The organism is Pseudomonas sp. ANT_J28 (genome assembly GCF_008370005.1).
Lineage (GTDB): Bacteria > Pseudomonadota > Gammaproteobacteria > Pseudomonadales > Pseudomonadaceae > Aquipseudomonas > Aquipseudomonas frigoris.
On record NZ_VOBM01000036.1, the window covers coordinates 1 to 22,233 of the forward strand.

The window sequence follows — 22,233 nt, forward strand, 5'->3', positions numbered from 1 at the left end:
GAAGAAGACAGGGATTGATCAATCGAACTATGATTTTTCATGGACTCGCCCTCGCTGTCGTTGGCTGTTTAGACTGCCACCGTGGCGCATTGACGCCTCGGCTTGGGCGAGTCCATCCAATTACAAGGATCGAGGTAGCCGTATAACGGCGGTCAAGCCACCACCGGGGGTTTCTTCCAGGCTCAACTGCCCACCCAGGCGTTCGGCCGCTTCGCGGGCGATGGTCATGCCCAGCCCGACGCCACCGGAGTTGCGGTTGCGCGATCCTTCCAGGCGAAAAAATGGCTCGAACACGGCTTCACGTTTATCCGCCGCAATACCCGGCCCATGGTCGATGACCCGGATCACCAGGGTTTCGCGCGTGTCTTCGAGCGTAATCACTGCTTGCCCGGCATAACGCAGGGCATTGTCCAGCAGGTTGTTGATGCACGAGCGCAAGGCCATCGGCTGCACTTGCAACGGTGCGCAGTGGCCACTGGTCAGAACATCGGCGCCCTGGTCCTGGGCGTTTTCACTCAGGGATTCGACCAGCGCCTGCACATCCATCCATTGCAGGGCCTCACTGGTGCGCTGCTCGTGCAGGTAGGTGAGCGTGGCGTCGAGCATGCCAATCATGTCGTCCAGATCCTGACGCATCTGGCCTTGCAATTTGTTGTCGTCGATCTGCTCCAGCCGCAGCTTGAGCCGCGACAGCGGCGTACGCAGGTCGTGGGAGACGGCGCCAAGCATCCGCGAGCGTTGCTGCACTTGTTCACGAATGCGTTGCTGCATCTTGTTGAAGGTGTGCGCCGCTTGCCGTGCTTCCCGTGGGCCGGACTCATCCAGAGGCGGGCTGTCGAGGTTTTCGCTCAGTCGCTCGGCAGCATCGCTCAGGCGCTGGATCGGCCGGCTCAACAGTTTGGCACCGTACCAGGCGGCGATGATCAGCGAGACCAGTTGAAAGGTCAGCGGCACCAAGGGGCCGCCGAACCACGGCCGCGGTGGCCGACTTTCGAAGCGCGGGTCCCTGGGTGGGCGCTGTCCGTCGAAGTTTTCGGAAAACCCCGGCGGCGGAGGGGGCGGCGGCGGGCCGTAATAGTGAAACCAGAAAAACGCCAACAAGTGCGCCAGGATGATCGCCACCAGCAGCATGCCAAACAGGCGGCCGAAGAGCGTATCGAAGCGCGCACGCATCAGCCGATGTCTCTGGCGTCGAACAGATAACCCTCACCGCGAACGGTTTTGATCAGCTGCGGGGCTTTCGGGTCGTCACCGAGTTTCTGGCGCAGGCGCGAGACCAGCAAGTCGATGCTGCGATCAAAGGCTTCGATCGAGCGACCGCGAGCGGCATCCAGCAGTTGTTCGCGGCTGAGTACCCGGCGCGGACGTTCGATGAACACCCAGAGCAAACGGAACTCGGCGTTGGACAGCGGCACCACCAGGCCATCAGCGGCGATCAACTGGCGCAGCACGCTGTTCAGGCGCCAGTTGTCGAAACGGATGTTGGCTCGCTGTTCAGTGCGATCGTCGCGTACCCGGCGCAGGATAGTCTGGATGCGCGCCACCAATTCTCGCGGTTCGAACGGCTTGGCCATGTAGTCGTCGGCGCCCAGTTCCAGGCCGATGATCCGGTCGGTCGGCTCGCAGCGGGCGGTGAGCATCAGAATCGGGATGTCCGATTCGGCGCGTAGCCAGCGGCACAGTGACAAACCGTCTTCGCCGGGCAGCATCAGGTCGAGCACCACCACGTCGAAATGCTCCGCTTGCAGCGCCAGGCGCATCGCGGCGCCATCGGTGACGCCGCTGGCGTGAATGTTGAACCGGGCCAGATAGTCGATCATCAGTTCGCGGATCGGGACGTCATCGTCGACGATCAGGGCGCGAATGCTCCAGCGTTTGTCGTCGCCGGGCGCTTTTTGATCGTCGTTCACAGGTGCGTGGAGGTTGTGCATGCGTGCGTTCATCTGCCAGGTAGGCTGCCAACCACAAAGATGGGCTGCGAGGTTGTGGTTTCAGCATAGGCGTCCGGCCCGGAGGCGGGAAGTGCTGTAAGGACGTGTTGCGGCTGCCGAAGGTAACGTTGAAGGGTGTTGCAGGCGTGTCGTGTGTGTATCTGACTCGACACAATTGGTGCAGGGGCTAGTCTTGCTAGAGTCGCCTCGACGAATTACCGATCATCGGGTCCCGCAGAGGCGCTGGTTCCGCTACAATGCGCGCCGATTTCGACCTGCCTGAGAGCCCACTCATGTCCGCCTGCCAGACTCCTATCATCGTCGCCCTGGATTTCCCCACCCGTGACGCCGCACTGAAGCTGGCCGATCAGTTGGACCCGAAGTTGTGCCGGGTCAAAGTCGGTAAAGAACTGTTCACCAGCTGCGCTTCGGAAATCGTTGGCACCCTGCGTGACAAGGGTTTCGAAGTGTTCCTGGACCTCAAGTTCCACGACATCCCGAACACCACCGCCATGGCCGTCAAGGCGGCTGCGGAGATGGGCGTGTGGATGGTCAATGTGCACTGCTCCGGTGGTTTGCGCATGATGGCCGCGTGCCGCGAAGTGCTTGACCAGCGCACTGGTCCGAAACCATTGCTGATCGGCGTGACCGTGCTGACCAGCATGGAGCGTGAAGACCTGGCGGGTATCGGTCTGGATATCGAGCCGCAGGAGCAAGTGTTGCGCCTGGCCGCGTTGGCGGAAAAAGCCGGGATGGACGGTCTGGTTTGTTCGGCTATGGAAGCCCAGGCCCTGAAATCGGCGCACCCGTCGCTGCAACTGGTGACCCCGGGGATTCGTCCAGCGGGCAGCGCCCAGGACGATCAGCGCCGCATTCTGACGCCGCGTCAGGCGCTGGATGCCGGTTCCGATTATCTGGTGATCGGCCGTCCGATCAGCCAGGCAGCGGATCCGGCCAAGGCGCTCGCCGCCGTAGTCGCCGAACTGGCCTGATCTAACACCGAAGATCAAAATGTGGGAGCGGGCTTGCTCGCGAAGGCGGAGTGTCAGTCAACGTTGATGTCGGCTGACACTCCGCCTTCGCGAGCAAGCCCGCTCCCACATTTATAGTTGGCGTTAAACCTTCAGCACCAACTTCCCGAAATTCTCGCCGCTGAACAACTTCATCAGCGTCTCCGGGAACGTCTCCAGTCCTTCAACAATATCTTCCTTGCTCTTGAGTTGCCCCTTGGCCATCCAGCCGGCCATTTCCTGCCCGGCGGCGGCGAATTGCGCGGCATAGTCCATCACCACAAAACCTTCCATCCGCGCGCGATTGACCAGCAGCGCCAGGTAGTTGGCCGGGCCTTTGACCGCTTCCTTGTTGTTGTACTGGCTGATGGCGCCACAGATCACCACCCGCGCCTTCATGGCCAGGCGACTCAACACCGCGTCGAGGATATCGCCGCCGACGTTATCGAAATACACATCGACGCCTTTCGGACATTCGCGCTTGAGGCCGGCGTGGACGTCTTCGTTTTTGTAATCGATGGCACCGTCAAAACCCAGTTCGTCGATCAGGAACTGGCACTTGTCCGCGCCCCCGGCAATGCCGATGACGCGGCAACCTTTGATCTTGGCGATCTGCCCGGCAATGCTGCCCACCGCACCGGCCGCGCCCGACAGCACCACGGTGTCGCCAGCCTTTGGCGTGCCGACATCGAGCAGGGCGAAATAGGCGGTCATCCCGGTCATGCCCAGCGCCGACAGATAGCGCGGCAGAGGCGCCAGTTTCGGATCGACCTTGTAGAAACCTCGTGGCTCGCCGAGGAAGTAATCCTGCACACCCAAGGCACCATTGACGTAGTCCCCGACCGCGAAGCCCGGATTACTCGAGGCAACGACTTTGCCTACGCCCAATGCGCGCATCACTTCGCCAATACCGACCGGCGGGATGTAGGACTTGCCCTCATTCATCCAGCCACGCATGGCCGGGTCCAGGGACAGGTATTCGTTTTTGACCAGGATCTGACCCGCAGCCGGTTCGCCGACCGGTACTTCTTGATAGGTGAAGGTCTCGCGGGTCGCCGCGCCCACCGGACGTTTGGCGAGCAGGAACTGGCGATTGGTCTGGGTAGTCATGACAGGCACTCAAGATGAATGAAGACTTGTTGATAGACCTTCATGAACGATGCCGCAAGTTTGGCTGATGCGGCGAATGCACATCGATCCAGTGCAGTGATAGTCGAGCCGGCGGTTTTATCACTGTCACTCATGGGTACCCAACCGGCCTTCTGATAGTGCTGCCGCACCGCAGGCCCTTGTGGCTAGATTGCGAACACGCGATCCCCCGCATCTTCTCTTCGAGGACATAACAATGAGCATGACGTTTTCTGGCCAGGTCGCCGTTGTGACGGGCGCTGCCAATGGTATTGGCCGCGCGACTGCCCAGGCATTCGCTGCTGAAGGCTTGAAAGTGGTAGTGGCCGACCTGGACGTGGCGGGTGGTGAGGATACGGTGGCGCTGATACGTACAGCTGGCGGTGAAGCTACCTTCGTGCGTTGCAACGTCACGCTGGAAAGCGATGTAAAAAATCTGATGGACGAGGTGGTCAATACCTACGGCCGTCTCGACTATGCCTTCAACAACGCTGGCATCGAGATTGAGAAAGGCAAGCTGGCCGAAGGTACGGTCGATGAGTTCGACGCGATCATGGGCGTCAACGTCAAAGGCGTCTGGTTGTGCATGAAGTACCAGTTGCCCTTACTGCTGGCCCAGGGCGGCGGCGCGATCGTCAATACCGCATCGGTAGCCGGCCTCGGGGCTGCGCCGAAGATGAGCATTTACGCGGCCTCGAAACATGCGGTGATCGGCCTGACCAAGTCGGCGGCCATCGAATACGCCAAGAAAAAGATTCGCGTGAACGCGGTGTGTCCGGCAGTGATCGACACCGACATGTTCCGCCGTGCCTATGAAGCCGACCCGAAGAAAGGCGAGTTCGCCAATGCCATGCACCCCGTCGGACGCATCGGCAAGGTCGAGGAAATCGCCAGTGCGGTGCTGTACCTGTGCAGCGACGGCGCAGCATTCACCACGGGGCATTCACTGGCGGTGGACGGTGGCGTTACGGCGTTCTGAATCAGGCACTGCAACGTAGGAAAAAACCCGCACTTGTGCGGGTTTTTTTTCGGTTCCTTAAAGGCGCCGGACAATGTGTTTCAAATGGTTAGAACAGAGGGTTTTGGTGGCGTTGTCGCACAGCTGATCGACCGCTCCTGTGATTAACTGTTTCCCGCAAAACGGACAGGAGTTTGCTTGCTCATGGAGTTGAGAATCGATCGACAGGCATTGGTGCCGGTCGTACAGCAAATCGTCGACGCGCTAGCCAGCTGGCTCCGTCGTGGCGAGGTACCGCCGGGAACGCGTTTGCCTTCTGTGCGACAAATCGCCCGGATCAATTTGCTCAGTCAGTCCAGCGTCGTTGAGGCCTGTGAACGTCTGGTGGCGCAAGGGGTGCTGGCGTCGCGTCATGGCGCCGGTTTCGTTGTCGCCTTGCCAGCGCCGGCCGCGCAGGGGCAACAGGATTGCCCCTGGTTCGAGGGGGCAGAAATGAAGCAGGGCGACACCTCGGGCGAGCTCAAGCTGGGGTGTGGCGGACTTCCCGAGAGCTGGCGCGAAACAGACGACCTGAGCTACGCGATCCGTCAGGTCAGTCGCTCCGACATGGCCGGCCTGTTCAAATACAGCACGCCGCTGGGCCTGCCAGCCTTGCGCCAGCAGATTCACAAACGGCTGAAACAGCTCGATATCCTGGTAGAGGAAAGCCGGATCCTCACAACGGCGGGGGCCAGTCAGGGGCTGGACCTGATCGTGCGGACCTTGTTCAAACCGGGTGATTGCGTGGTGGTGGAGAATCCCGGCTATTCCTTGCTGTTCGATTTGCTCAGGCTGCACGGGGTCAGCATGATCGAGGTGCCGCGAACCCCGCGCGGGCCGGACATTGAAGCGCTTGAGGCGCTGCTGGTGAAGTACAGGCCCTGCGGGATCTTTATCAATAGCTTCTACCACAATCCCACTGGTAGCAGCCTGGCGCCGGCGGTGGCGCAGCGGGTTGTGCAACTGGCCAAAACCTATGGCCTTCTGGTGATCGAAGACGACGTCTATGCGGATTTGCAAAGCGGCCCCGGTACGCGCCTCGCTGCATTGGGTATCGATGACAACGTGATCTACGTCGGCAGCTACTCCAAAACCCTCAGCAGCTCGTTGCGGGTCGGTTTTGTAGTGGCCGGCACCGGGGTTATTTCGCGGCTGGCCGAGGTCAAGATGATCAGCAGCATGGGCGCCTCACGGTTTTGCGAGTCGGTGTTGGCCAGCCTGTTGGCCAGCGGCGCCTATCGCAAATTGGTCCAGCGCCAGCGCCAGCGTTTGAGCAGTGACAGGGAGGCGGCGTTGCAAGTGCTTGAAGATGCCGAGTGGGAGGTGTTCGGCAAGCCGGTCGGAGGCCTGTTCATCTGGGCGCGATCGCGGATGTCCGACTACGCTCAGGTGCGCAAACAAGCCCAGCGCTTCGGTGTTCTGTTGTCTTCTGCGACGGCATTCAGTCCCACCGCAGAGGCCAGTGACTGGCAGCGTATCAATGTGGCCTATGCCTGTGATCCGCGAGCCCGGGCGTTTTTTCAGGCCACCGCTCCGGATCGACCTCAAGCGTTCTGAAAACGACGGAAGCGTAGCTTTTTGCCATTATTCCGACGCCAGAGACTTGTGTTGATACAGGCCCGTTGCGAATCTGCGTCAACAGACTATTCAGGGGACTAAGTGCAATGATTTCGGCCGTGCAAGGACGTTTTGCCAACCTCGGTATGGCGAAAAAACTGGGTGTCGGGTTTGTACTGGTGCTGCTGTTGACAGCCTTGGTGGCGGCCATCGGCGTGTGGTCCCTGCAAACCATCAGCCAGCGCTTCGACGGGCTCAAGCAGATGTCGTCTCTCAACAGCGGTTTGCTCAAGGTGAGACTGCTCGAACAGGAATACGCCTTGCACGGCAACCCGAAAACCGCCGATGCCCTGCACGAGGGCGTTGACGGCCTGATCGCTCTGGCAACCCAACTGAAAGCGGCGTCTGCGGCCAACGTGCCGGTGATGAATGACGTCGAGCAGTCCTTGGGGGCTTACCGCAAAGCCTTTGACGAGTTCGTCTCGCTCAGCCAGGCCAAGGACCTGGCATTGGAGATGGCCAGTTGGTCGGTGTCCAGCGTAGCCAACAACCTCGACGTGCTGCAGGCCGGGCTGGCCGATGACGGCGCTTATGCCTTGAAGGAATCCGAAGGCAAGGACGGTGGGCAGTTCATCGAACAGGCCAATCAGGTCAGCCAGGTGTCGCGGTTGATGTTGCAAGCCATGAACGAAGCGCGCGTGCGCCTGGACCTGAGCCGCAAGGGCGACGACAGCGCAGGGCAGGGCAAAATCGAGCAGGCCGACCAGGCACTGACCCAGGCCGAGCAGCTGAAAACCACGGTCAAGGATGAGGGTTACCAGACGGTCCTCAATGAAGTGGTCGGGCACATCGGCGGATTCAGCGAAAAACTCGCTGAGTACACTGGCCTGCTGGCGCAGGAAAAAACGGTCTATGAGCAGCTGCATCAGCGCGCCGCTCAGGTGGTGGCGCGGGTGGATCAGGCCTATGTCGCCGAAGACCAGTCGATGCAGGCAGAGCTGAAAAAGAACTCGCTGCTGATCATCGGTTCCTCGGCGCTGGCGTTGCTGGTCGGGCTGATTGCGTCCTGGGTGATTACCCGGTTGATCGTGGCACCGCTGCGCAGTGTGATCCGTGTTGCTCAACAGATTGCCTCTGGCGATTTGAGTGCGACGGTTGAAGTGACCCGCCGTGATGAAATCGGGCAGCTGATGCAGGCCATGCAGCAGATGGGCGCGGGGCTTAGCAGTATTGTCAGCGGTTTGCAGGCGGGTATCGAACAGTTGGCCAGTTCGGCGCAGTCGCTGTCGGCGGTGACCGAGCAGACCAACCTTGAAGTCAGCAGCCAGAAGGAAGAAACCGAACAGGTCGCTACCGCGATGAATCAGATGACCGCCACCGTGCATGACGTTGCGCGTAACGCGGAGGAGGCCGCTCAGGCGGCGCAAACGGCGGACGGCAAGGTTGAAAGTGGTCAGCAGGTGGTGCGCCAGAGCATGGCGCGGATCGAACAGTTGGCGGATTCAGCCAACTCGGCCAGTTCGAGCATCGAAAGTTTGAGCGCAGAAATCCAGAACATCGGTACGGTGCTGAGCGTCATCAAGAGTGTGGCCGAGCAGACCAATCTGTTGGCCCTCAACGCCGCTATCGAAGCGGCTCGAGCCGGCGAGCAGGGCAGGGGCTTTGCGGTGGTGGCCGATGAAGTGCGGGCACTGGCCAAGCGCACTCAGCAATCGACCGAGGAGATTGAACGACTGGTGAGCGCCTTGCGCTCGGCGGCTCAGTCTTCTGTTCAGCAGATTCAGAACAGTGGCGAGCTGGTGAAGCTGGCGGTGAGTGATGCGTTGCAGACTGAGAGTGCGCTGGGGAGTATTGCAGCGGCAGTGTCTTTGATTCAGCAGATGAACCAGCAGATCGCAGCAGCTGCCGAGGAGCAGAGTTCAGTGGCTGAGGAGATTAATCGCAGTGTCACGAGTATTCGGGCCAGCGCGGATCAGTCTTCGTTGGCGATGCAGGGGAATGCGGCTTCCAGTATTGAGTTGGCGCAGTTGGGGGTTGAGTTGAAGGGGATGGTGGGGCACTTTCGGCTCTGAGGCGTACACCGATCAACTGTGGGAACCGGGCTTGCGGCCTGACAGCCGAGCTATCCTTCCTGGGTGTACACGCCAAACTCAACGCAAAAAAAAAGCCACCTGTTTAGGTGGCTTTTCTGCTTTTTGTGATCAGTCGTAGATCACTTTTTTCTTCCAGTCCGCATCGGCCTCGACGTCTTTTAGGCCTTCGGTCAGTTGGTTCACTTCGCCTTCTACCGGGGCGATGTTGTCCATGACTTGTGCGTTGGCGCGAGCCAGGAGTTTTTCCAGGTATTCCAGCTGTTCGGCGTAGACCTGCGGTTCCTGTTGTTTGCGCAGGTATTGCACGCCCCGTTCGAACGCCAGGCGGGCCTGGCCGGGTTGGTTCTGTTGCAGGGCGTGCTGTCCGAGGTTGTTGAAGAACTCGATGTGCAGCAGGACCAGGATGTGGCGAACTTCGCGGATCCAGCGTTTGGCTTCGTTGGTCGGCAGGAAGCCGTCCTGTGCAGCGCGGGTGATTTGGCCGTGCAGGGCTTCGAGCAGGAAGCGTACGTCTTTGGCTTTGGCTTCGGTCTGGATCGGTGCCGGTGGGTTGTTGACCGGGATCGATTCGCCTTGGCCGACCAGGGCGCTCAGTTCGCCAATCCGTGCCTTGAGGTTGGAGCTGGTTTTTTCCAGATTGAGCAGGCGTTGGCAGACGTTCAGTTCCAGACGGGTCAACAGCAGCTTGAGCGCCGGTGTCATCAACTGGCCGGGGAAGGTCTCGGTGATTTCGCCGCAACGACGCAGACGATCGTTGAGCTCAACTTTGGCGCGGGCCTTTTCCAGCTTATTGTTTTCCACCACATGGTTCATGTAGCCAATGGCGATCAATAGTGCGATCCCGGCTACGACTAGCAGGGTGATCATGAGTGGTGTCACCGGTAAGACCTCTTTATGGGGTTCGCGTGCGAGTGTAGTGGCTTGGCATTGGGACGCATAGCGCCGCTCGGCGAGTTGAATCGGCTACTGCACTGCCTGTATCGGCCGCGTTCCTGCTTATATAAGTAATAGCGTGCGAGGTGCACATTGCCATCATCTTTGGCGTGGGTGGACTATAACGTCTTGGCGGGTGTCAGAATATAGGCGTCAAACACCGGGCGACGGAAAAGCCCGATTAGTGGCTCAAAGCAGGGCGAAGTCATTGATTTAAATAAATTTATATCTGGGGGTTGACGACCCTTCAATCCATCCATAGAATGCGCGCCACTTACAGCGTAAAGCACACAGCGAAACGCGGTAGGGAGTGAATGTTGTACGTGTGTCCCCTTCGTCTAGTGGCCTAGGACACCGCCCTTTCACGGCGGTAACAGGGGTTCGAGTCCCCTAGGGGACGCCAATGCGGGAATAGCTCAGTTGGTAGAGCACGACCTTGCCAAGGTCGGGGTCGCGAGTTCGAGTCTCGTTTCCCGCTCCAATTTTAAACAGCGTTGCTTTCGGGCAGGGCTGAGTGAAACCAGAACCAGCATCTTCGGATGCGGATTTGGGCACTGAAATGCACACCATGTGTTTCAGTTAGCGTGTCCCCTTCGTCTAGTGGCCTAGGACACCGCCCTTTCACGGCGGTAACAGGGGTTCGAGTCCCCTAGGGGACGCCATTTGCGGGAATAGCTCAGTTGGTAGAGCACGACCTTGCCAAGGTCGGGGTCGCGAGTTCGAGTCTCGTTTCCCGCTCCATATTTAACGAAAACGCCGCTCAGCAATGAGCGGCGTTTTCGTTTGTGTTGGAATCAACACGATCACAGCGTTGGACCCGCCAAAATAGCGGGTCCGAAAGGGGATCAGAGCTTCGGCAATTGCCCGATGCGTCCCATCATCTCGGTCACGATCTGCAGATCCAACAGGAACTGGTCGACGGTCTTGAACTCGTTGTCAGTGTGGCCGGTGTACTTGACCTCGGACCTGGCCAGGCCGAATTGCACGCCATTGGGCAGTTCATGGACCGAGGTGGCGCCGGCGGAAGTACCGAACTTGTGCACCATGCCAAGGTTTTCGCTGGCTACAGCCTGCAGGGCCTTGACCCATTCACCCTCAGGATTGCGGTACATCGGCTCGGCGATCGAGTAGTCGATGGCTACCGCGACGTGGGTCTTCTTGCTCCAGGCATCAAGCTTGTCGGCGATTTCGGTCTTGAGCGTTTCCGGCGACTTACCCTTTGGCACGCGCAGGTTTACCGCGAGCTTGAAGACTTTTTCATCCATTGCGACATAAGTCAGGGAAGCGGTCAGCGGTCCCATGAAGGCATCGGAAAAGCCGACCGCCAATTTGCCACCCAGGTAATCCAGCCCCCAGTTGTCGGCCGCATAGCGGGCGGCGTCGGTAATGTGGTTGTGCTTGAGCGCAACTTTTCCGTCGAGGCTGTTGATGAAGTCCAGCATCCTGGCTACCGGGTTGACGCCTGACTCGGGCTCGGAGGAGTGGGCCGAAACGCCGGTGACCGTCAGCTTGACGTCCTTGCCGACGACCTTGGCGGTTACTTCGAAATTGCCGCCGTTGCGCTTGGCATAATCGCTACCTGCCTTCTGCAGGCTGGCGGCCAATTCAGCAGGCTTGTCACTTAAAAGGGTGGCGACCGATGTTGACGGAATCTGGTTGGTGGCCATGCCGCCCGTCATCGAGATGATTTCAGCGCCCTTGCCCTCTGCTTTGCGCTTGGCGAAGTTCGCCATGACGGTGCCGTAGCCTTTCTCGGCAATCACCACCGGGTAGCTGCCATCCAGCGCCAGGTTGTAGTTGGGTGTCGGGTTGTTTTCGAAGTAATAGGGGATGGCGTCGCCGGTGGTTTCTTCGGTGGTGTCGACCAGCAGCTTGAGATTCCTGGCCAGCGGCAGCTTCTCTTCCTTGATGATCTTCATGGCGTAGAGCGCTACCACGATGCCGTTCTTGTCATCCTCGGTACCCCGGCCATACATGCGGTCGCCGATCAGGGTGATTTTGAACGGATCGAGTCGGGTGCCGTCTTTCAGGACCCAGTTCTCCGGCGTCACGGGCACCACGTCGGCATGCGCGTGAATGCCCACGACTTCATCGCCACTGCCTTCCAGGGAGATTTCATAGACGCGGTTGTCGATGTTGCGAAAATTCAGGTCGAAGGTCTGGGCAAGGCTCTTGATCTTTTCGGCGATCTTGATGAATTCGGGATTGTCGTGCTGGGCAACGCCATCCACACGGAAGGTCGGGATGGCCACCAACTCGCGCAGGGTCTCGGTGGCGGCGCTGCCGTACTTCACGCGTGCATAGAGGCCGAGCAGGCGATGGATCTCGTTCTGCTGTTCTGAAGAAAGGGTCTTGTTGTCGAGAAAGGCACTGATGGCCGGGCCGAGGTCGTCGGTTTTGCCAAGGTCGCTTTTGGCCAGGCCTCCCAGGAACTGCCTGAAATCCGTTACCGATTCGTCGCTGAAGGTTTTGAGGATGGCCGCGCTCTGTTGCGGGTTGATGTTAGCGTGCGCGGTCAGGGTGAACGACGAAAGGCTGGCCAGTATCAGGGTTGACGCGGCCAGGTGCTTGAGTGAGAAATTCATTGCTGAGGGCATTCCTTTGCAGGCAGTTTGTGAGAAGTTTCTGATCGATGAGACAGAAACGTTAACAAGCTAACACCACGAGAGAGCGATAGGGGAGTCCCCGAAGTGGGATCTGTCGCACAGAAATGCAAAAGCGGCGCAGAAACGAAAAAGGCCCGCCAGTCAGACTGAGCGGGCCTTTTGCATGGGCGCAGGTTTTACATCGACAGAATCAGGCGCCCGGCGAACAGGATCAGAATCACCCCCATGGTGCGTTCGAACCAGTGCCCCATGCGCATAAACAGCAGCCGTACCCGGGCACTGGAAAAGAACAGCGCGACGATCACAAACCACAGCGCATTCACAAAACACATCCAGACCCCGTAAAGCGCCTGGATCTTCAGTGGCGTTGTGGCGCTGATGATGGTGGTGAAGATCGCCAGGAAAAACAGTGTGGCTTTCGGGTTGGTCGCGTTGGTCAGAAAGCCGGTGGTAAATGCCTTCAGCAACGTTTGTTCTACGGCCGGTTCGTCAGGCTTGTCGCCTTCCAGTACGGTCTTGGGCTTGCTGCGCAACAGGCTGACGCCGAGGTACAAAATGTAAGCACCACCCACAACCTTGGCCACAGTCAGCAGCCAAGGCGTCGTGTGCATCAGCGCGCCGACACCGAGCAAGGTGTAAAGCACATGCACGGAAATACCCGCACCGATGCCCAGCGCCGTGCAAATCCCGACCAGTCGACCGAAGCGCACGCTCTGACGGATGGTCACTGCGAAGTCCGGTCCAGGTGCAACCACGGCCAGAAAGTGGATAGTTGCCAGCGCCAGAAACTCGCCCAGGTAATTCGAAAGCATTTCAACTCCAGAAAGTAAGGGGTGAAGCATTGCCGCGATAGCCGACAAAGAACGAAAGGCTCAAGCGCGGATCAGCCACTCCCGGTGTCACCGAGTGCATGCAGCGCGAATTGAACATGATGAAATCACCCGGCTCGGGAAGAATCTCCAGGGTCGGAGTCCCGAGCAGAGCCGGATCGATTCCGTAACTGTCGCCACGCATTTCGTCGAACTGGTCCGGGGAGATGTCGTGGTCCCACATCTGCAGTGCACCGCCCTCGGCGGGCATGTTCAGGTAAACATTGCAGGCGAACTGCGCTTCCAGGCTTTTGGCCTGGTAACTGTCCGGGGCGTCCTTGGCGAAAATGTCGTGGTGGGCCAGAAAACAGATCCCGGGTTTCACCACCCGGGACAGCCCGACATACATCTTGCGACCGTAGAGATTTTCCAGGTGCGCACCCGCCGGCCAGGACTCGTCGAGCATACAGCGTAGGGTGTCGACGGGGGACGAATAGGGCGCACACCGGTTGCGCAATTCCGCAATGTTGCGGGTGGCGCGTTCGAAATAATCTTCGATCAGTAGCGGCTGGTTTTCCGCTTCATAAAACGCCATGCCGATGCGACCGATGCTCGGCGCATTGATATAGCCTTCGAAGCCAGGGGCGAGGATCTTGTCGCCAATCTGAATCGCCAGTGGCTTGGGCAACAAGCCTTTGACGCGGATGGCGAGGACTTCTTCGTTGGCTAGTTTTTTTATGCACGTCTCATCGAGACGCTCGACGTCAAGCATCATGTCTTAGGTCCATCTATCAGATAGTCAACAGAACCCGCGACCGCAGGTTCCCCCGGCGTCAGGCGATGACAGGAACGGCATCGCCCAAATGCTCAATCCACGCTGTAGTGGACTGACAGCGTTCCCTTCTTCAGTGAAAGGGAAGCGATCGTGACCGTGCCCAAATCTTTCAGGCTGCGTACATGGGTGCCGCCGCAGCCGTAGGCGGGCAGTTCACCGAAACCGATTTCCCGGGCGCCTTCACGCATCGACGTCAGGCGCGGAAAATCATGGGCGATCCACTGCTCGATGCCGTGCTGAATCATCTCGGTATCAACCTCTTTTGCCGACTCTGCCGGTTTGAATTGCACGCGTCCTTCGCCCGGCCAGTGATGAGCCTTGATCGGCATCCAGCCCATGGCCTGGACGAAGTGGCCGATCAGGTGGCCGGCGGAATGCATGCGTGAATTGAACTGGCGGTGTTGTTCGTCGACACGAATCTGAGTCATGCCCGGTTTTACCGGATGGTCGACGAAATGAATGATCCGGTCCGGATCCTGAACAACCCGCAGCACCCGGCTTTCGCCGATCCAGCCGGTATCAAAGGGTTGTCCACCGCCTTGGGGATGAAACAATGTGGCGCGCAGCACTACGGCAAATTCGTTCTCGTGGGGCGTGCAATCCAGGACTTCCACATTGGCCTTGAGGTCATCACTATGGAAAAAGAGGCGAAGCGTCATATTCCATGCCCTTATTAACTATTCTATTTTTTATTATATGAAGCGTGGAATTGCGTGATAATCCGTTCAAACATCAAAGGACTGTTGCGCTGTGAGCATAAATCTTCCACTACCGCTGCTCGGTGAAATGGCGATCTTCGTCAAGGTTGTCGAGACTGGCAGCTTCTCCGAGGCTGCTCGACAGTTGGGTTCTTCCCCCTCGGCGGTCAGTCGCAGCATTTCGCGCCTGGAGAAGGCGCTCGCCACCCGTTTACTGCAGCGAACCACGCGCAAGTTGCGCTTGAGCGACGGTGGGGAAGAGGTGTTCAAGCGTTGCCAGGAGATGGTCAACGCAGCCAAGTCGGTAATGGAAATCAGCGGCCAATTCACCCATGAAGCGGAAGGACTGGTGCGCGTCAGTGTGCCGAAGGCGGTGGGGCGTTTCGTGATTCATCCGCATATGCCGGAATTTTTGCGTCGTTATCCCAAAGTGGATGTGGAACTGTTGCTTGAGGACCGCCAGGTGGATTTGATCGACGACAACGTTGATCTGGCGATTCGTATTACAGATCGGCCGCCTGCCGGACTGGTCGGGCGGCAATTGCTGACCATCGATCATTTGCTCTGTGCAACGCCGCAATACCTGGCCGAACACGGCACGCCGACCCATCCCCACGACTTGCTCAACCACAGCTGCATCTACCTGGGCGAAACCCCGAGCGATGCACGCTGGAAATTCAAGAAAGGCACCAAGGCCGTCACCGTTGGCGTGCGCGGACGGTATGCGGCCAATCACACCGGCGTGCGGTTGGGCGCAGTGTTGCAGCACATCGGGATTGGCAGCCTGCCGTACTTCACCGCACGTTATGCGCTGGAGCAGGGGCTGATCGTGCAGGTGTTGCCGGACTGGACCTTTCTGGCTTCTTACCACGGCGGCGCCTGGTTGCTGCATTCGCCGACCCGTTATTTGCCACCGAAGCTACGGGTGCTTATCGACTATCTGGTGGAGTGCCTGGAGAAGGAACCGACCCTGAGCAAGCCGGGTAAGCCTAATGCATTGGGCAGGGGCGCGGCAGAGTATGAGTTGCCCGAGAGTGATGGGTTGCTTTGACGGGCTTGCTCGCGAAGGCGTCCGCCCAAACACCCCATCACCCGGCAAAAAAAAGGCCCGCATGTTCAACCATGCGGGCCTTTGCATTTCTGACCGAGGATCAGTGCTTGCTGTCGTCTTTCGACATCGCCAGCAGTTGTTTTTCCTGGTTCCAGTCGAAGGGTTCGTCGTTTTGTTCAGCTTCGAAACGACGTTCTTCCAGCGCCTGATACAAGTCGATTTCATCGTCGGGCATGTAATGCAGGCAGTCACCGGCGAAGTACCACAGCAGGTCACGCGGGACCAGGTGGGCGATTTGCGGGTAGCGGGTGATCACCTGGCACAGAATGTCCTGGCCCAGGTATTGGCTTTCGATCGGGTCGACCGGCAGCAACGCACGCAGTTCGTCGAAGCGCTCCAGGAACAAGGCATGGCTTTCTTCGGGAACCTGTTCGGCCTCACCTACGGCGACCAGGATGCTGCGCAGGTGGTCGAGCAAGACAAGATGATCGGCAACGACATTGGACACGAGATAAGTCCTCAAGAGCAAAACGGGCGCGGGAGTATAAAGCGCCTGCGCCTTTTTTGCATGGTAGAGAGACATGGCTGGCTGGATCAGCGGACCTTTCCTTGCGCCAGCGCCAGTTCCTCTTTGTCGAAATCATCGACATCAATCACCTTGCGCCGCGCCGCTTCGGCGTCACGCAGGGTCTGCGCTTCCACGGGCTGCAACACGCCAGCTTCAAGCGCGGCATCGATGACGTGTTCCCCGGCGACCGGTTTGAACTGGCCGCTTTTGAGTGCGACATGAAGCTTTTTGCGCAGCGGTTGCGCGGCACTCAGCAGGTTACACGCATGTTGCAGGGCGCCGACCGGGTCATCAGCGGATTGCGGTCGGTAGCAACCGCCGAGCAACTCTTCCAAAGTTGGATCGCCCTTGGTGCGACCGATCACCGCCGCCACTTCCGCGCCGAGTTTGTCCGACGGCCCTTTGTGACGACGTCCGAACGGGAACACGATCACCCGCAACAGGCAACCCAACACCTTGTTCGGGAAGTTGGTCAGCAGTTCATCAAGCGCTCGTTCCGATTGACCCAGGCTTTCTTCCATGGCCCAGGTAAACAGCGGTGCCATGTGCTCCGGTGAATCGAGGTCGTGGTAACGCTTGAGTGCGGCGGAGGCGAGGTACATGTTGCTGAGCACATCCCCCAGACGTGCCGACAGACGTTCGCGTCGTTTCAATTCGCCGCCCAGCAGCATCATGCTCAGGTCGGCGAGCATGGCGAACGCAGCCGCCTGGCGATTGAGGGCGCGGAAGTAACCCTGGCTGAGCTTGTCGCCTGGCGCATGTTCGAAGTGACCGAAACCAAGGTTCAGCACCAGTGTGCTGGCGGCGTTACTCACGGCGAAACCGATGTGTTTGAGCAGCAGGCCATCAAATTCGGTGAGGGCCTGGTCCTTGTCTTCACGACCGGCGAGGGCCATTTCCTTAAGCACGAATGGATGGCAGCGAATCGCACCCTGACCGAAGATCATCAGGTTGCGCGAGAGAATGTTCGCGCCTTCCACGGTGATGAAAATCGGCGCGCCGTTCCAGCTGCGACCGAGGTAGTTGTTCGGCCCCATGATGATTGCCTTGCCGCCATGAACATCCATGGCGTGGCTGATGCACTCGCGGCCGCGTTCAGTGAGGTGGTACTTGAGAATCGCCGACAGCACTGACGGTTTCTCGCCCAAATCCACTGCATTGGCCGTGAGCATCCGCGCCGCGTCCATCATCCAGGCGTTGCCGCCGATACGGGCCATCGCTTCCTGAATACCTTCGAAGGCTGACAGTGGGACATTGAATTGTTCACGGACCTGAGCGTACTGGCCGGTCACCAGACTGGTGAACTTGGCGGCACCGGTGCCGACCGCTGGCAACGAAATCGAACGCCCGACCGACAGGCAGTTCATCAACATCATCCAGCCTTTGCCGATCATTTCCTGGCCGCCGATGAGGAACTCCAACGGTACGAATACATCTTTGCCGGAGTTCGGGCCGTTCATGAATGACGCGCCCAACGGCAAGTGGCGACGGCCGATTTCAACACCGGCGGTATCGGTCGGGATCAACGCCAGGCTGATCCCCAGGTCTTCCTCCTCACCCAGCAGGTGATCCGGGTCGTAGGCCTTGAACGCGAGGCCGAGCAGGGTGGCAACAGGACCCAGCGTGATGTAACGCTTTTCCCAGTTCAAACGCAGGCCCAAGGTTTCCTTGCCTTCCCATTCACCTTTGCAGATCACCCCGGTGTCGGGCATCGAGCCGGCATCAGAGCCGGCCAGTGGGCCGGTCAGTGCGAAGCACGGGATGTCATCGCCGCGCGCCAGTCGTGGCAGGTAGTGGTTGCGTTGCTCGTCGGTGCCGTAATGCAGCAACAATTCGGCCGGACCGAGGGAATTGGGGACCATCACGGTAGAGGCAAGGTCGCCGCTGCGGGTCGCCAGTTTCATCGCCACCTGGGAGTGGGCATAGGCGGAGAAACCTTTGCCGCCAAACTCCTTGGGAATGATCAGGGCGAAGAAGCCGTTTTCCTTGATGTAGGCCCAGGCTTCGGGAGGCAGGTCCATGGTTTGACCGATCTGCCAGTCGCTGACCATGGCGCAGAGTTCTTCAGTCGGGCCGTCGATGAAGGCCTGTTCCTCTTCGCTCAACTGTGCTTTTGGATAGGCCAGCAGTGTGTTCCAGTCCGGGCGACCGCTGAACAGTTCACCGTCCCACCACACCGTGCCGGCATCGATCGCATCGCGTTCGGTTTGCGACATCGGCGGCAGGGTTTTCTGGAACCAGCTGAACAGCGGCGCGCTGAAATATTTACGGCGCAGGTCGGGCAACAACAAGGGCGCAGCCACGGCCGCGATCAACACCCAGAAAACCAGCAGCAACCAGCCTGGCGCGCGGCTGAAAGCACCCATCGCCACTACGTAAACGGCAACGACGCACAGGGCGGGCAGCGGGGCGATACGACGGTGGGCTAAATAAGCAATCCCGACAACCAGAACCAGTATCCACAACAGCAGCATATTTAATCCTCCGTGAAACCAGGGCAAAACCAACTTTCAGAGCTTAGACGGCATCCGCAAAACAGGGTGGTCAGAGCGATGTGATTGAATTCGTGGGAAACCATGGATGAGTTTTGTAGGCCCGGTGGGCAACAGGCCGGGGAAATCGTTCGTTGGGCGGGCGGCAAAGCGTCCATGTTTGGCCGAAACGTCGTTATCTCTGTGCTGAACGTGTCGCTAGACTCGTGGCTTCCCCAGGAGATTGTTCTCATGCACGAGTATCTGAGTCCCGGCCGCTTCATCGATAGTGACCACCCGTCGGTGGTGGAGTTCGCTGAAAAACATCGCGGCAACAGTCGCGATCCGCTTGAGCAGGCGATCAACCTCTATTACGCGGTGCGAGAGGCCGTGCGCTACAGCCCCTACACCTTCAGTCACGACCCGGATACGTTGTGCGGCAGTTATGCATTGATGACAGGCGAGAGTTATTGCGTGCCCAAGGCCACGCTTCTGGCCGGTGCCGCGCGACATTGCGGGATCCCGGCCCGTATCGGCCTGGCGGACGTGCGCAATCACCTGTCGACCCCGCGTTTGCTCGAGTTGCTCAAGAGCGACGTGTTCGCCATGCACGGCTATACAGAGCTTCACCTGAACGGCCGCTGGGTCAAAGCCACGCCAGCGTTCAACCAAGGCTTGTGCGAACTGTTCAATGTCGCACCACTGGAATTCGACGGAATCAACGACAGCGTTTTCCATCCGTTCAATCGCGACGGCGAGCAATTGATGGAATACCTGATCGACCACGGCCAGTTCACCGACGTGCCTGAAGCGTTCTTTTTCGAGCACCTTGAGAAGTGCTATCCGCACCTGTTCAGCGACACACTGCCCGCGCTGCTGGGTGACATGCAGAGCGATTTGAGTCGCGCCTGATCCGGCGTATGCTGCCTGCGCATTCATCCATAAAGAGGCGGTCATGCTGAAGATCTGGGGTCGGAAAAACTCGTCGAATGTCAGAAAACCTTTGTGGGCCGCCGAGGAGCTGGGCCTGGCCTATGAAGCCATCGATGCGGGCGGCGCCTTTGGTGTAGTCGATACGCCGCAGTACCGCGCGATGAACCCCAATGGCCGCGTGCCGGTGATTGAAGACGAGGGTTTCGTGCTGTGGGAATCCAACGCCATCGTGCGTTACCTGATGGCTCGCCACGCCAGCGGCACAGCCTGGTATCCAGAAGATCCGCAGGCTCGGGCCTCTGCCGACAAGTGGATGGACTGGACCACTTCAAGTTTTGCCGGCCCGTTCCGCACGGTGTTCTGGGGTGTGTTACGTACACCAGAAAGCCAACAGGACTGGCCCGCAATCAACGCCGCGATCAAGGAGTGCGATGGCCTGCTGTCCATGGCTGATCAGGCGCTGGCGACCCAACCGTACCTGTCCGGCGATGAGATCGGCATGGGCGACATTCCTCTGGGCAGCTTCATTTATGCCTGGTTCGAGATGCCGATCGAGCGCGCACCGCAGCCTCATCTGCAAGCCTGGTATGCACGCCTGAAACAGCGTCCGGCGTATCAGAAAGCGGTTATGACCGCGTTGACTTAATACTCACTATCGACACACTTGACTGTACTTGTGTGGCGGCGACAAGCACCATTGCGCTCGTGCGCCGCGGTTGTATTAGTCGCCGCCCGCCCTTATTTGTCCCTTTCTTCCCTTCTTGGTGCGTAAATCCGATATGAGTTCCGCTCTGTCCATCCGGCAGCTAACCAAAACCTACGGCAACGGTTTCCAGGCCTTGAGTGGTATCGATCTGGACGTCGCCGAAGGTGACTTTTTCGCCTTGCTCGGCCCTAACGGCGCCGGCAAATCCACCACCATCGGCATCCTCTCGACCCTGGTGAACAAGACCAGCGGGACGGTGAATATCTTCGGTCACGACCTGGACAAGAATCCTGCGCAGCTCAAGCGCTCCATCGGCGTAGTGCCTCAGGAATTCAACTTCAACCAGTTCGAAAAAACCTTCGATATCGTCGTGACCCAGGCCGGTTATTACGGCATCCCACCGAAAATCGCCAAGGAATGCGCCGAGCAGTACCTGACCCAGCTCGGTCTGTGGGACAAGCGCGATACGCCGTCGCGTTCACTGTCTGGCGGCATGAAGCGTCGACTGATGATCGCCCGTGCGCTGGTTCACGAACCGCGCCTGCTGATCCTCGACGAACCGACGGCGGGTGTGGACATCGAACTGCGTCGCTCGATGTGGACGTTCCTCACCGAGCTGAACAAGAAAGGCATCACCATCATCCTCACCACCCACTACCTGGAAGAGGCTGAGCAGTTGTGCCGCAACATCGGCATCATCGACCACGGCACCATCGTCGAGAACACCAGCATGAAACAGTTGCTCGGCCAACTGCATGTGGAAACGTTCCTGCTCGACCTCAAAAACACTTTGCAAACCGCGCCGCCGTTGCTCGGTTACCCGACCAAGCTGCTCGACAGCCACACCATCGAAGTTCAGGTCGACAAGGCCATGGGCATCACCGCGCTGTTCACCCAATTGGCGCAGCAGAACATCGAGGTGTTGAGCCTGCGTAACAAAACCAATCGCCTCGAGGAGTTGTTCGTGTCCCTGGTGGAGAAAAATCTGTCGAAGGTGGCGGTATGAGTTCCGAGCTGCAACCCAACCTCGTTGCCCTCAACACCATCGTTTACCGAGAGGTCAAACGCTTTACCCGGATCTGGCCGCAGACGCTGCTGCCGCCGGCCATCACCATGGTTCTGTACTTCGTGATCTTCGGCAATCTGATCGGCCGGCAGATCGGTGACATGGGTGGCTTCACCTACATGGAGTACATCGTGCCGGGGCTGATCATGATGTCGGTGATCACCAACTCCTACGGCAACGTGGTCTCGAGTTTCTTCGGCAGCAAATTCCAGCGTTCCATCGAAGAGTTGATGGTGTCGCCCGTGTCGCCGCATACGATTCTGATCGGCTACACCCTGGGCGGCGTGCTGCGCGGCTTGATGGTCGGGATCATCGTGACCCTGCTGTCGCTGTTCTTCACCCAATTGCAGGTGCATCACCTGGGCGTGACCATTTTGGTGGTGGTGCTGACGGCGACGATCTTCTCGCTGCTGGGCTTCATCAACGCCGTGTTTGCGCGCAACTTCGATGACATCTCGATCATCCCGACGTTTGTGCTGACACCGCTGACCTACCTGGGCGGGGTGTTCTACTCGATCTCCTTGCTGCCGCCGTTCTGGCAGACCGTGTCCCTGGCCAACCCGGTGCTGCACATGGTCAACGCCTTCCGTTACGGCATTCTTGGCGTTTCGGACATCAGGATCAGCGTGGCAATCACCTTCATGCTGGTGGCAACTGTTGTGTTGTACATCGGTTGCGCACGACTGCTGGTCAGCGGTCGCGGGATGCGTACTTAAGGGACCCCGAGTCGCCTGCTTCGTCGGAACGCCGCCAGGAGCAAGCCCGCTCCCACACTGGATCTATGTCGTAACGAAGATCCCCTGTGGGAGCGGGCTTGCTCGCGAAGGCGTCAGTCCAAACA

The 22,233-nt window shown here is 59.0% G+C and carries 19 protein-coding genes, 4 tRNA genes and 1 pseudogene; 14 read left to right on the forward strand and 10 right to left on the reverse strand.

Annotated elements, in window-relative coordinates; genetic code table 11:
- Positions 1-120: 120 nt before the first annotated feature.
- Positions 121-1,173 carry a HAMP domain-containing sensor histidine kinase gene (locus FQ187_RS22225; RefSeq protein ID WP_149631124.1) on the reverse strand — a complete coding sequence of 351 codons (1,053 nt, stop codon included), beginning with the start codon at positions 1,171-1,173 and terminating at the stop codon, positions 121-123.
- The gene (locus FQ187_RS22230; RefSeq protein ID WP_033053235.1) at positions 1,173-1,931 is read right to left on the reverse strand and encodes a response regulator; all 759 of its coding nucleotides are present in this window, start codon (positions 1,929-1,931) and stop codon (positions 1,173-1,175) included. Before FQ187_RS22230 ends, FQ187_RS22225 begins: the two co-directional genes overlap by 1 nt.
- Positions 1,932-2,224: 293 nt before the next feature.
- On the opposite strand from FQ187_RS22230, the gene pyrF reads away from it, so the two are divergent.
- On the forward strand, positions 2,225-2,923 hold the full coding sequence (gene pyrF, locus FQ187_RS22235; protein WP_178122744.1) for an orotidine-5'-phosphate decarboxylase: 699 nt from the start codon (positions 2,225-2,227) through the stop codon (positions 2,921-2,923).
- Positions 2,924-3,046: 123 nt separating this feature from the next.
- On the opposite strand, the gene FQ187_RS22245 is transcribed toward pyrF, so the two are convergent.
- Positions 3,047-4,051, reverse strand: coding sequence for an NADP-dependent oxidoreductase (locus FQ187_RS22245; protein WP_149631126.1), 1,005 nt, complete (start codon positions 4,049-4,051; stop codon positions 3,047-3,049).
- Between the two features lie 235 nt (positions 4,052-4,286).
- On the opposite strand from FQ187_RS22245, the gene FQ187_RS22250 reads away from it, so the two are divergent.
- From FQ187_RS22250 to FQ187_RS30955, 4 genes and pseudogenes are all read left to right on the forward strand, one after another.
- Entirely contained in the window at positions 4,287-5,048 is a 762-nt protein-coding gene (locus FQ187_RS22250; protein ID WP_149631127.1) for an SDR family oxidoreductase, read from the forward strand.
- Positions 5,049-5,231: 183 nt separating this feature from the next.
- Complete coding sequence (locus FQ187_RS22255; RefSeq protein ID WP_149631128.1) at positions 5,232-6,623, forward strand: PLP-dependent aminotransferase family protein; 1,392 nt, start codon at positions 5,232-5,234, stop codon at positions 6,621-6,623.
- A gap of 986 nt (positions 6,624-7,609) precedes the next feature.
- Positions 7,610-7,834, forward strand: a pseudogene (locus FQ187_RS30950) (HAMP domain-containing protein); the annotation flags it as partial.
- A complete protein-coding gene (locus FQ187_RS30955) occupies positions 7,832-8,695 on the forward strand; it encodes a methyl-accepting chemotaxis protein (RefSeq protein WP_371925551.1) in 864 nt (287 codons plus the stop codon). The pseudogene FQ187_RS30950 and the gene FQ187_RS30955, both read left to right, overlap by 3 nt.
- 129 nt (positions 8,696-8,824) lie before the next feature.
- Here FQ187_RS30955 and FQ187_RS22265 read toward each other — a convergent pair whose 3' ends face one another.
- On the reverse strand, positions 8,825-9,583 hold the full coding sequence (locus FQ187_RS22265; protein ID WP_046054392.1) for a hypothetical protein: 759 nt from the start codon (positions 9,581-9,583) through the stop codon (positions 8,825-8,827).
- A 393-nt stretch (positions 9,584-9,976) separates the two neighbouring features.
- On the opposite strand from FQ187_RS22265, the gene FQ187_RS22270 reads away from it, so the two are divergent.
- The 4 genes from FQ187_RS22270 (at position 9,977) to FQ187_RS22285 (ending at position 10,390) form a co-directional block, all read left to right on the forward strand.
- Positions 9,977-10,052, forward strand: a tRNA-Glu gene (locus tag FQ187_RS22270).
- Between the two features lie 2 nt (positions 10,053-10,054).
- Positions 10,055-10,130, forward strand: a tRNA-Gly gene (locus FQ187_RS22275).
- Positions 10,131-10,235: 105 nt separating this feature from the next.
- Positions 10,236-10,311, forward strand: a tRNA-Glu gene (locus FQ187_RS22280).
- 3 nt (positions 10,312-10,314) lie between these two features.
- Positions 10,315-10,390, forward strand: a tRNA-Gly gene (locus FQ187_RS22285).
- Between the two features lie 104 nt (positions 10,391-10,494).
- Here FQ187_RS22285 and FQ187_RS22290 read toward each other — a convergent pair.
- The 4 genes from FQ187_RS22290 to FQ187_RS22305 form a co-directional block, all read right to left on the reverse strand.
- Positions 10,495-12,234: a dipeptidase gene (locus tag FQ187_RS22290; RefSeq protein ID WP_149631130.1), complete on the reverse strand. Its 1,740-nt coding sequence runs from the start codon at positions 12,232-12,234 to the stop codon at positions 10,495-10,497.
- Positions 12,235-12,431: 197 nt separating this feature from the next.
- Positions 12,432-13,067 (reverse strand): LysE family translocator, encoded by a 636-nt coding sequence (locus FQ187_RS22295; protein ID WP_149631131.1) that lies wholly within the window; start codon positions 13,065-13,067, stop codon positions 12,432-12,434.
- Between the two features lies 1 nt (position 13,068).
- Complete coding sequence (locus FQ187_RS22300; RefSeq protein ID WP_056742718.1) at positions 13,069-13,839, reverse strand: 2OG-Fe(II) oxygenase; 771 nt, start codon at positions 13,837-13,839, stop codon at positions 13,069-13,071.
- Between the two features lie 92 nt (positions 13,840-13,931).
- Positions 13,932-14,558, reverse strand: a complete 627-nt coding sequence (locus tag FQ187_RS22305) for an alanyl-tRNA editing protein (RefSeq protein ID WP_149631132.1) — start codon at positions 14,556-14,558, stop codon at positions 13,932-13,934.
- A gap of 91 nt (positions 14,559-14,649) precedes the next feature.
- On the opposite strand from FQ187_RS22305, the gene FQ187_RS22310 reads away from it, so the two are divergent.
- Positions 14,650-15,648, forward strand: coding sequence for a LysR family transcriptional regulator (locus FQ187_RS22310; RefSeq protein ID WP_149631133.1), 999 nt, complete (start codon positions 14,650-14,652; stop codon positions 15,646-15,648).
- 100 nt (positions 15,649-15,748) lie between these two features.
- Here FQ187_RS22310 and FQ187_RS22315 read toward each other — a convergent pair whose 3' ends face one another.
- On the reverse strand, positions 15,749-16,156 hold the full coding sequence (locus FQ187_RS22315) for a PA2817 family protein (RefSeq protein ID WP_008152400.1): 408 nt from the start codon (positions 16,154-16,156) through the stop codon (positions 15,749-15,751).
- 86 nt (positions 16,157-16,242) lie between these two features.
- Positions 16,243-18,690, reverse strand: a complete 2,448-nt coding sequence (locus FQ187_RS22320; protein ID WP_149631134.1) for an acyl-CoA dehydrogenase — start codon at positions 18,688-18,690, stop codon at positions 16,243-16,245.
- Between the two features lie 249 nt (positions 18,691-18,939).
- Between FQ187_RS22320 and FQ187_RS22325 the strand changes: the two genes are divergently transcribed.
- From FQ187_RS22325 to FQ187_RS22340, 4 genes are all read left to right on the forward strand, one after another.
- Positions 18,940-19,599: a transglutaminase family protein gene (locus tag FQ187_RS22325; protein ID WP_149631135.1), complete on the forward strand. Its 660-nt coding sequence runs from the start codon at positions 18,940-18,942 to the stop codon at positions 19,597-19,599.
- Positions 19,600-19,642: 43 nt separating this feature from the next.
- Positions 19,643-20,266, forward strand: a complete 624-nt coding sequence (locus tag FQ187_RS22330) for a glutathione S-transferase family protein (protein WP_149631136.1) — start codon at positions 19,643-19,645, stop codon at positions 20,264-20,266.
- Between the two features lie 133 nt (positions 20,267-20,399).
- Positions 20,400-21,332, forward strand: coding sequence for an ABC transporter ATP-binding protein (locus FQ187_RS22335; RefSeq protein WP_149631137.1), 933 nt, complete (start codon positions 20,400-20,402; stop codon positions 21,330-21,332).
- Positions 21,329-22,108, forward strand: coding sequence for an ABC transporter permease (locus tag FQ187_RS22340; RefSeq protein WP_149631138.1), 780 nt, complete (start codon positions 21,329-21,331; stop codon positions 22,106-22,108). Before FQ187_RS22335 ends, FQ187_RS22340 begins: the two co-directional genes overlap by 4 nt.
- The last annotated feature ends 125 nt before the right edge of the window (positions 22,109-22,233 follow it).

Excerpts from the sequence above, each read along its gene's own strand:
- FQ187_RS22225 (WP_149631124.1), bottom strand. The coding sequence starts at position 1,173 with ATGCGTGCGCGCTTCGATACGCTCTTCGGCCGCCTGTTTGGCATGCTG.
- FQ187_RS22230 (WP_033053235.1), bottom strand. The coding sequence starts at position 1,931 with ATGCACAACCTCCACGCACCTGTGAACGACGATCAAAAAGCGCCCGGC.
- pyrF (WP_178122744.1), top strand. The coding sequence starts at position 2,225 with ATGTCCGCCTGCCAGACTCCTATCATCGTCGCCCTGGATTTCCCCACC.
- FQ187_RS22245 (WP_149631126.1), bottom strand. The coding sequence starts at position 4,051 with ATGACTACCCAGACCAATCGCCAGTTCCTGCTCGCCAAACGTCCGGTG.
- FQ187_RS22250 (WP_149631127.1), top strand. The coding sequence starts at position 4,287 with ATGAGCATGACGTTTTCTGGCCAGGTCGCCGTTGTGACGGGCGCTGCC.
- FQ187_RS22255 (WP_149631128.1), top strand. The coding sequence starts at position 5,232 with ATGGAGTTGAGAATCGATCGACAGGCATTGGTGCCGGTCGTACAGCAA.
- FQ187_RS30955 (WP_371925551.1), top strand. The coding sequence starts at position 7,832 with ATGGGCGCGGGGCTTAGCAGTATTGTCAGCGGTTTGCAGGCGGGTATC.
- FQ187_RS22265 (WP_046054392.1), bottom strand. The coding sequence starts at position 9,583 with ATGATCACCCTGCTAGTCGTAGCCGGGATCGCACTATTGATCGCCATT.
- FQ187_RS22290 (WP_149631130.1), bottom strand. The coding sequence starts at position 12,234 with ATGAATTTCTCACTCAAGCACCTGGCCGCGTCAACCCTGATACTGGCC.
- FQ187_RS22295 (WP_149631131.1), bottom strand. The coding sequence starts at position 13,067 with ATGCTTTCGAATTACCTGGGCGAGTTTCTGGCGCTGGCAACTATCCAC.
- FQ187_RS22300 (WP_056742718.1), bottom strand. The coding sequence starts at position 13,839 with ATGATGCTTGACGTCGAGCGTCTCGATGAGACGTGCATAAAAAAACTA.
- FQ187_RS22305 (WP_149631132.1), bottom strand. The coding sequence starts at position 14,558 with ATGACGCTTCGCCTCTTTTTCCATAGTGATGACCTCAAGGCCAATGTG.
- FQ187_RS22320 (WP_149631134.1), bottom strand. The coding sequence starts at position 18,690 with ATGCTGCTGTTGTGGATACTGGTTCTGGTTGTCGGGATTGCTTATTTA.
- FQ187_RS22325 (WP_149631135.1), top strand. The coding sequence starts at position 18,940 with ATGCACGAGTATCTGAGTCCCGGCCGCTTCATCGATAGTGACCACCCG.
- FQ187_RS22330 (WP_149631136.1), top strand. The coding sequence starts at position 19,643 with ATGCTGAAGATCTGGGGTCGGAAAAACTCGTCGAATGTCAGAAAACCT.
- FQ187_RS22335 (WP_149631137.1), top strand. The coding sequence starts at position 20,400 with ATGAGTTCCGCTCTGTCCATCCGGCAGCTAACCAAAACCTACGGCAAC.
- FQ187_RS22340 (WP_149631138.1), top strand. The coding sequence starts at position 21,329 with ATGAGTTCCGAGCTGCAACCCAACCTCGTTGCCCTCAACACCATCGTT.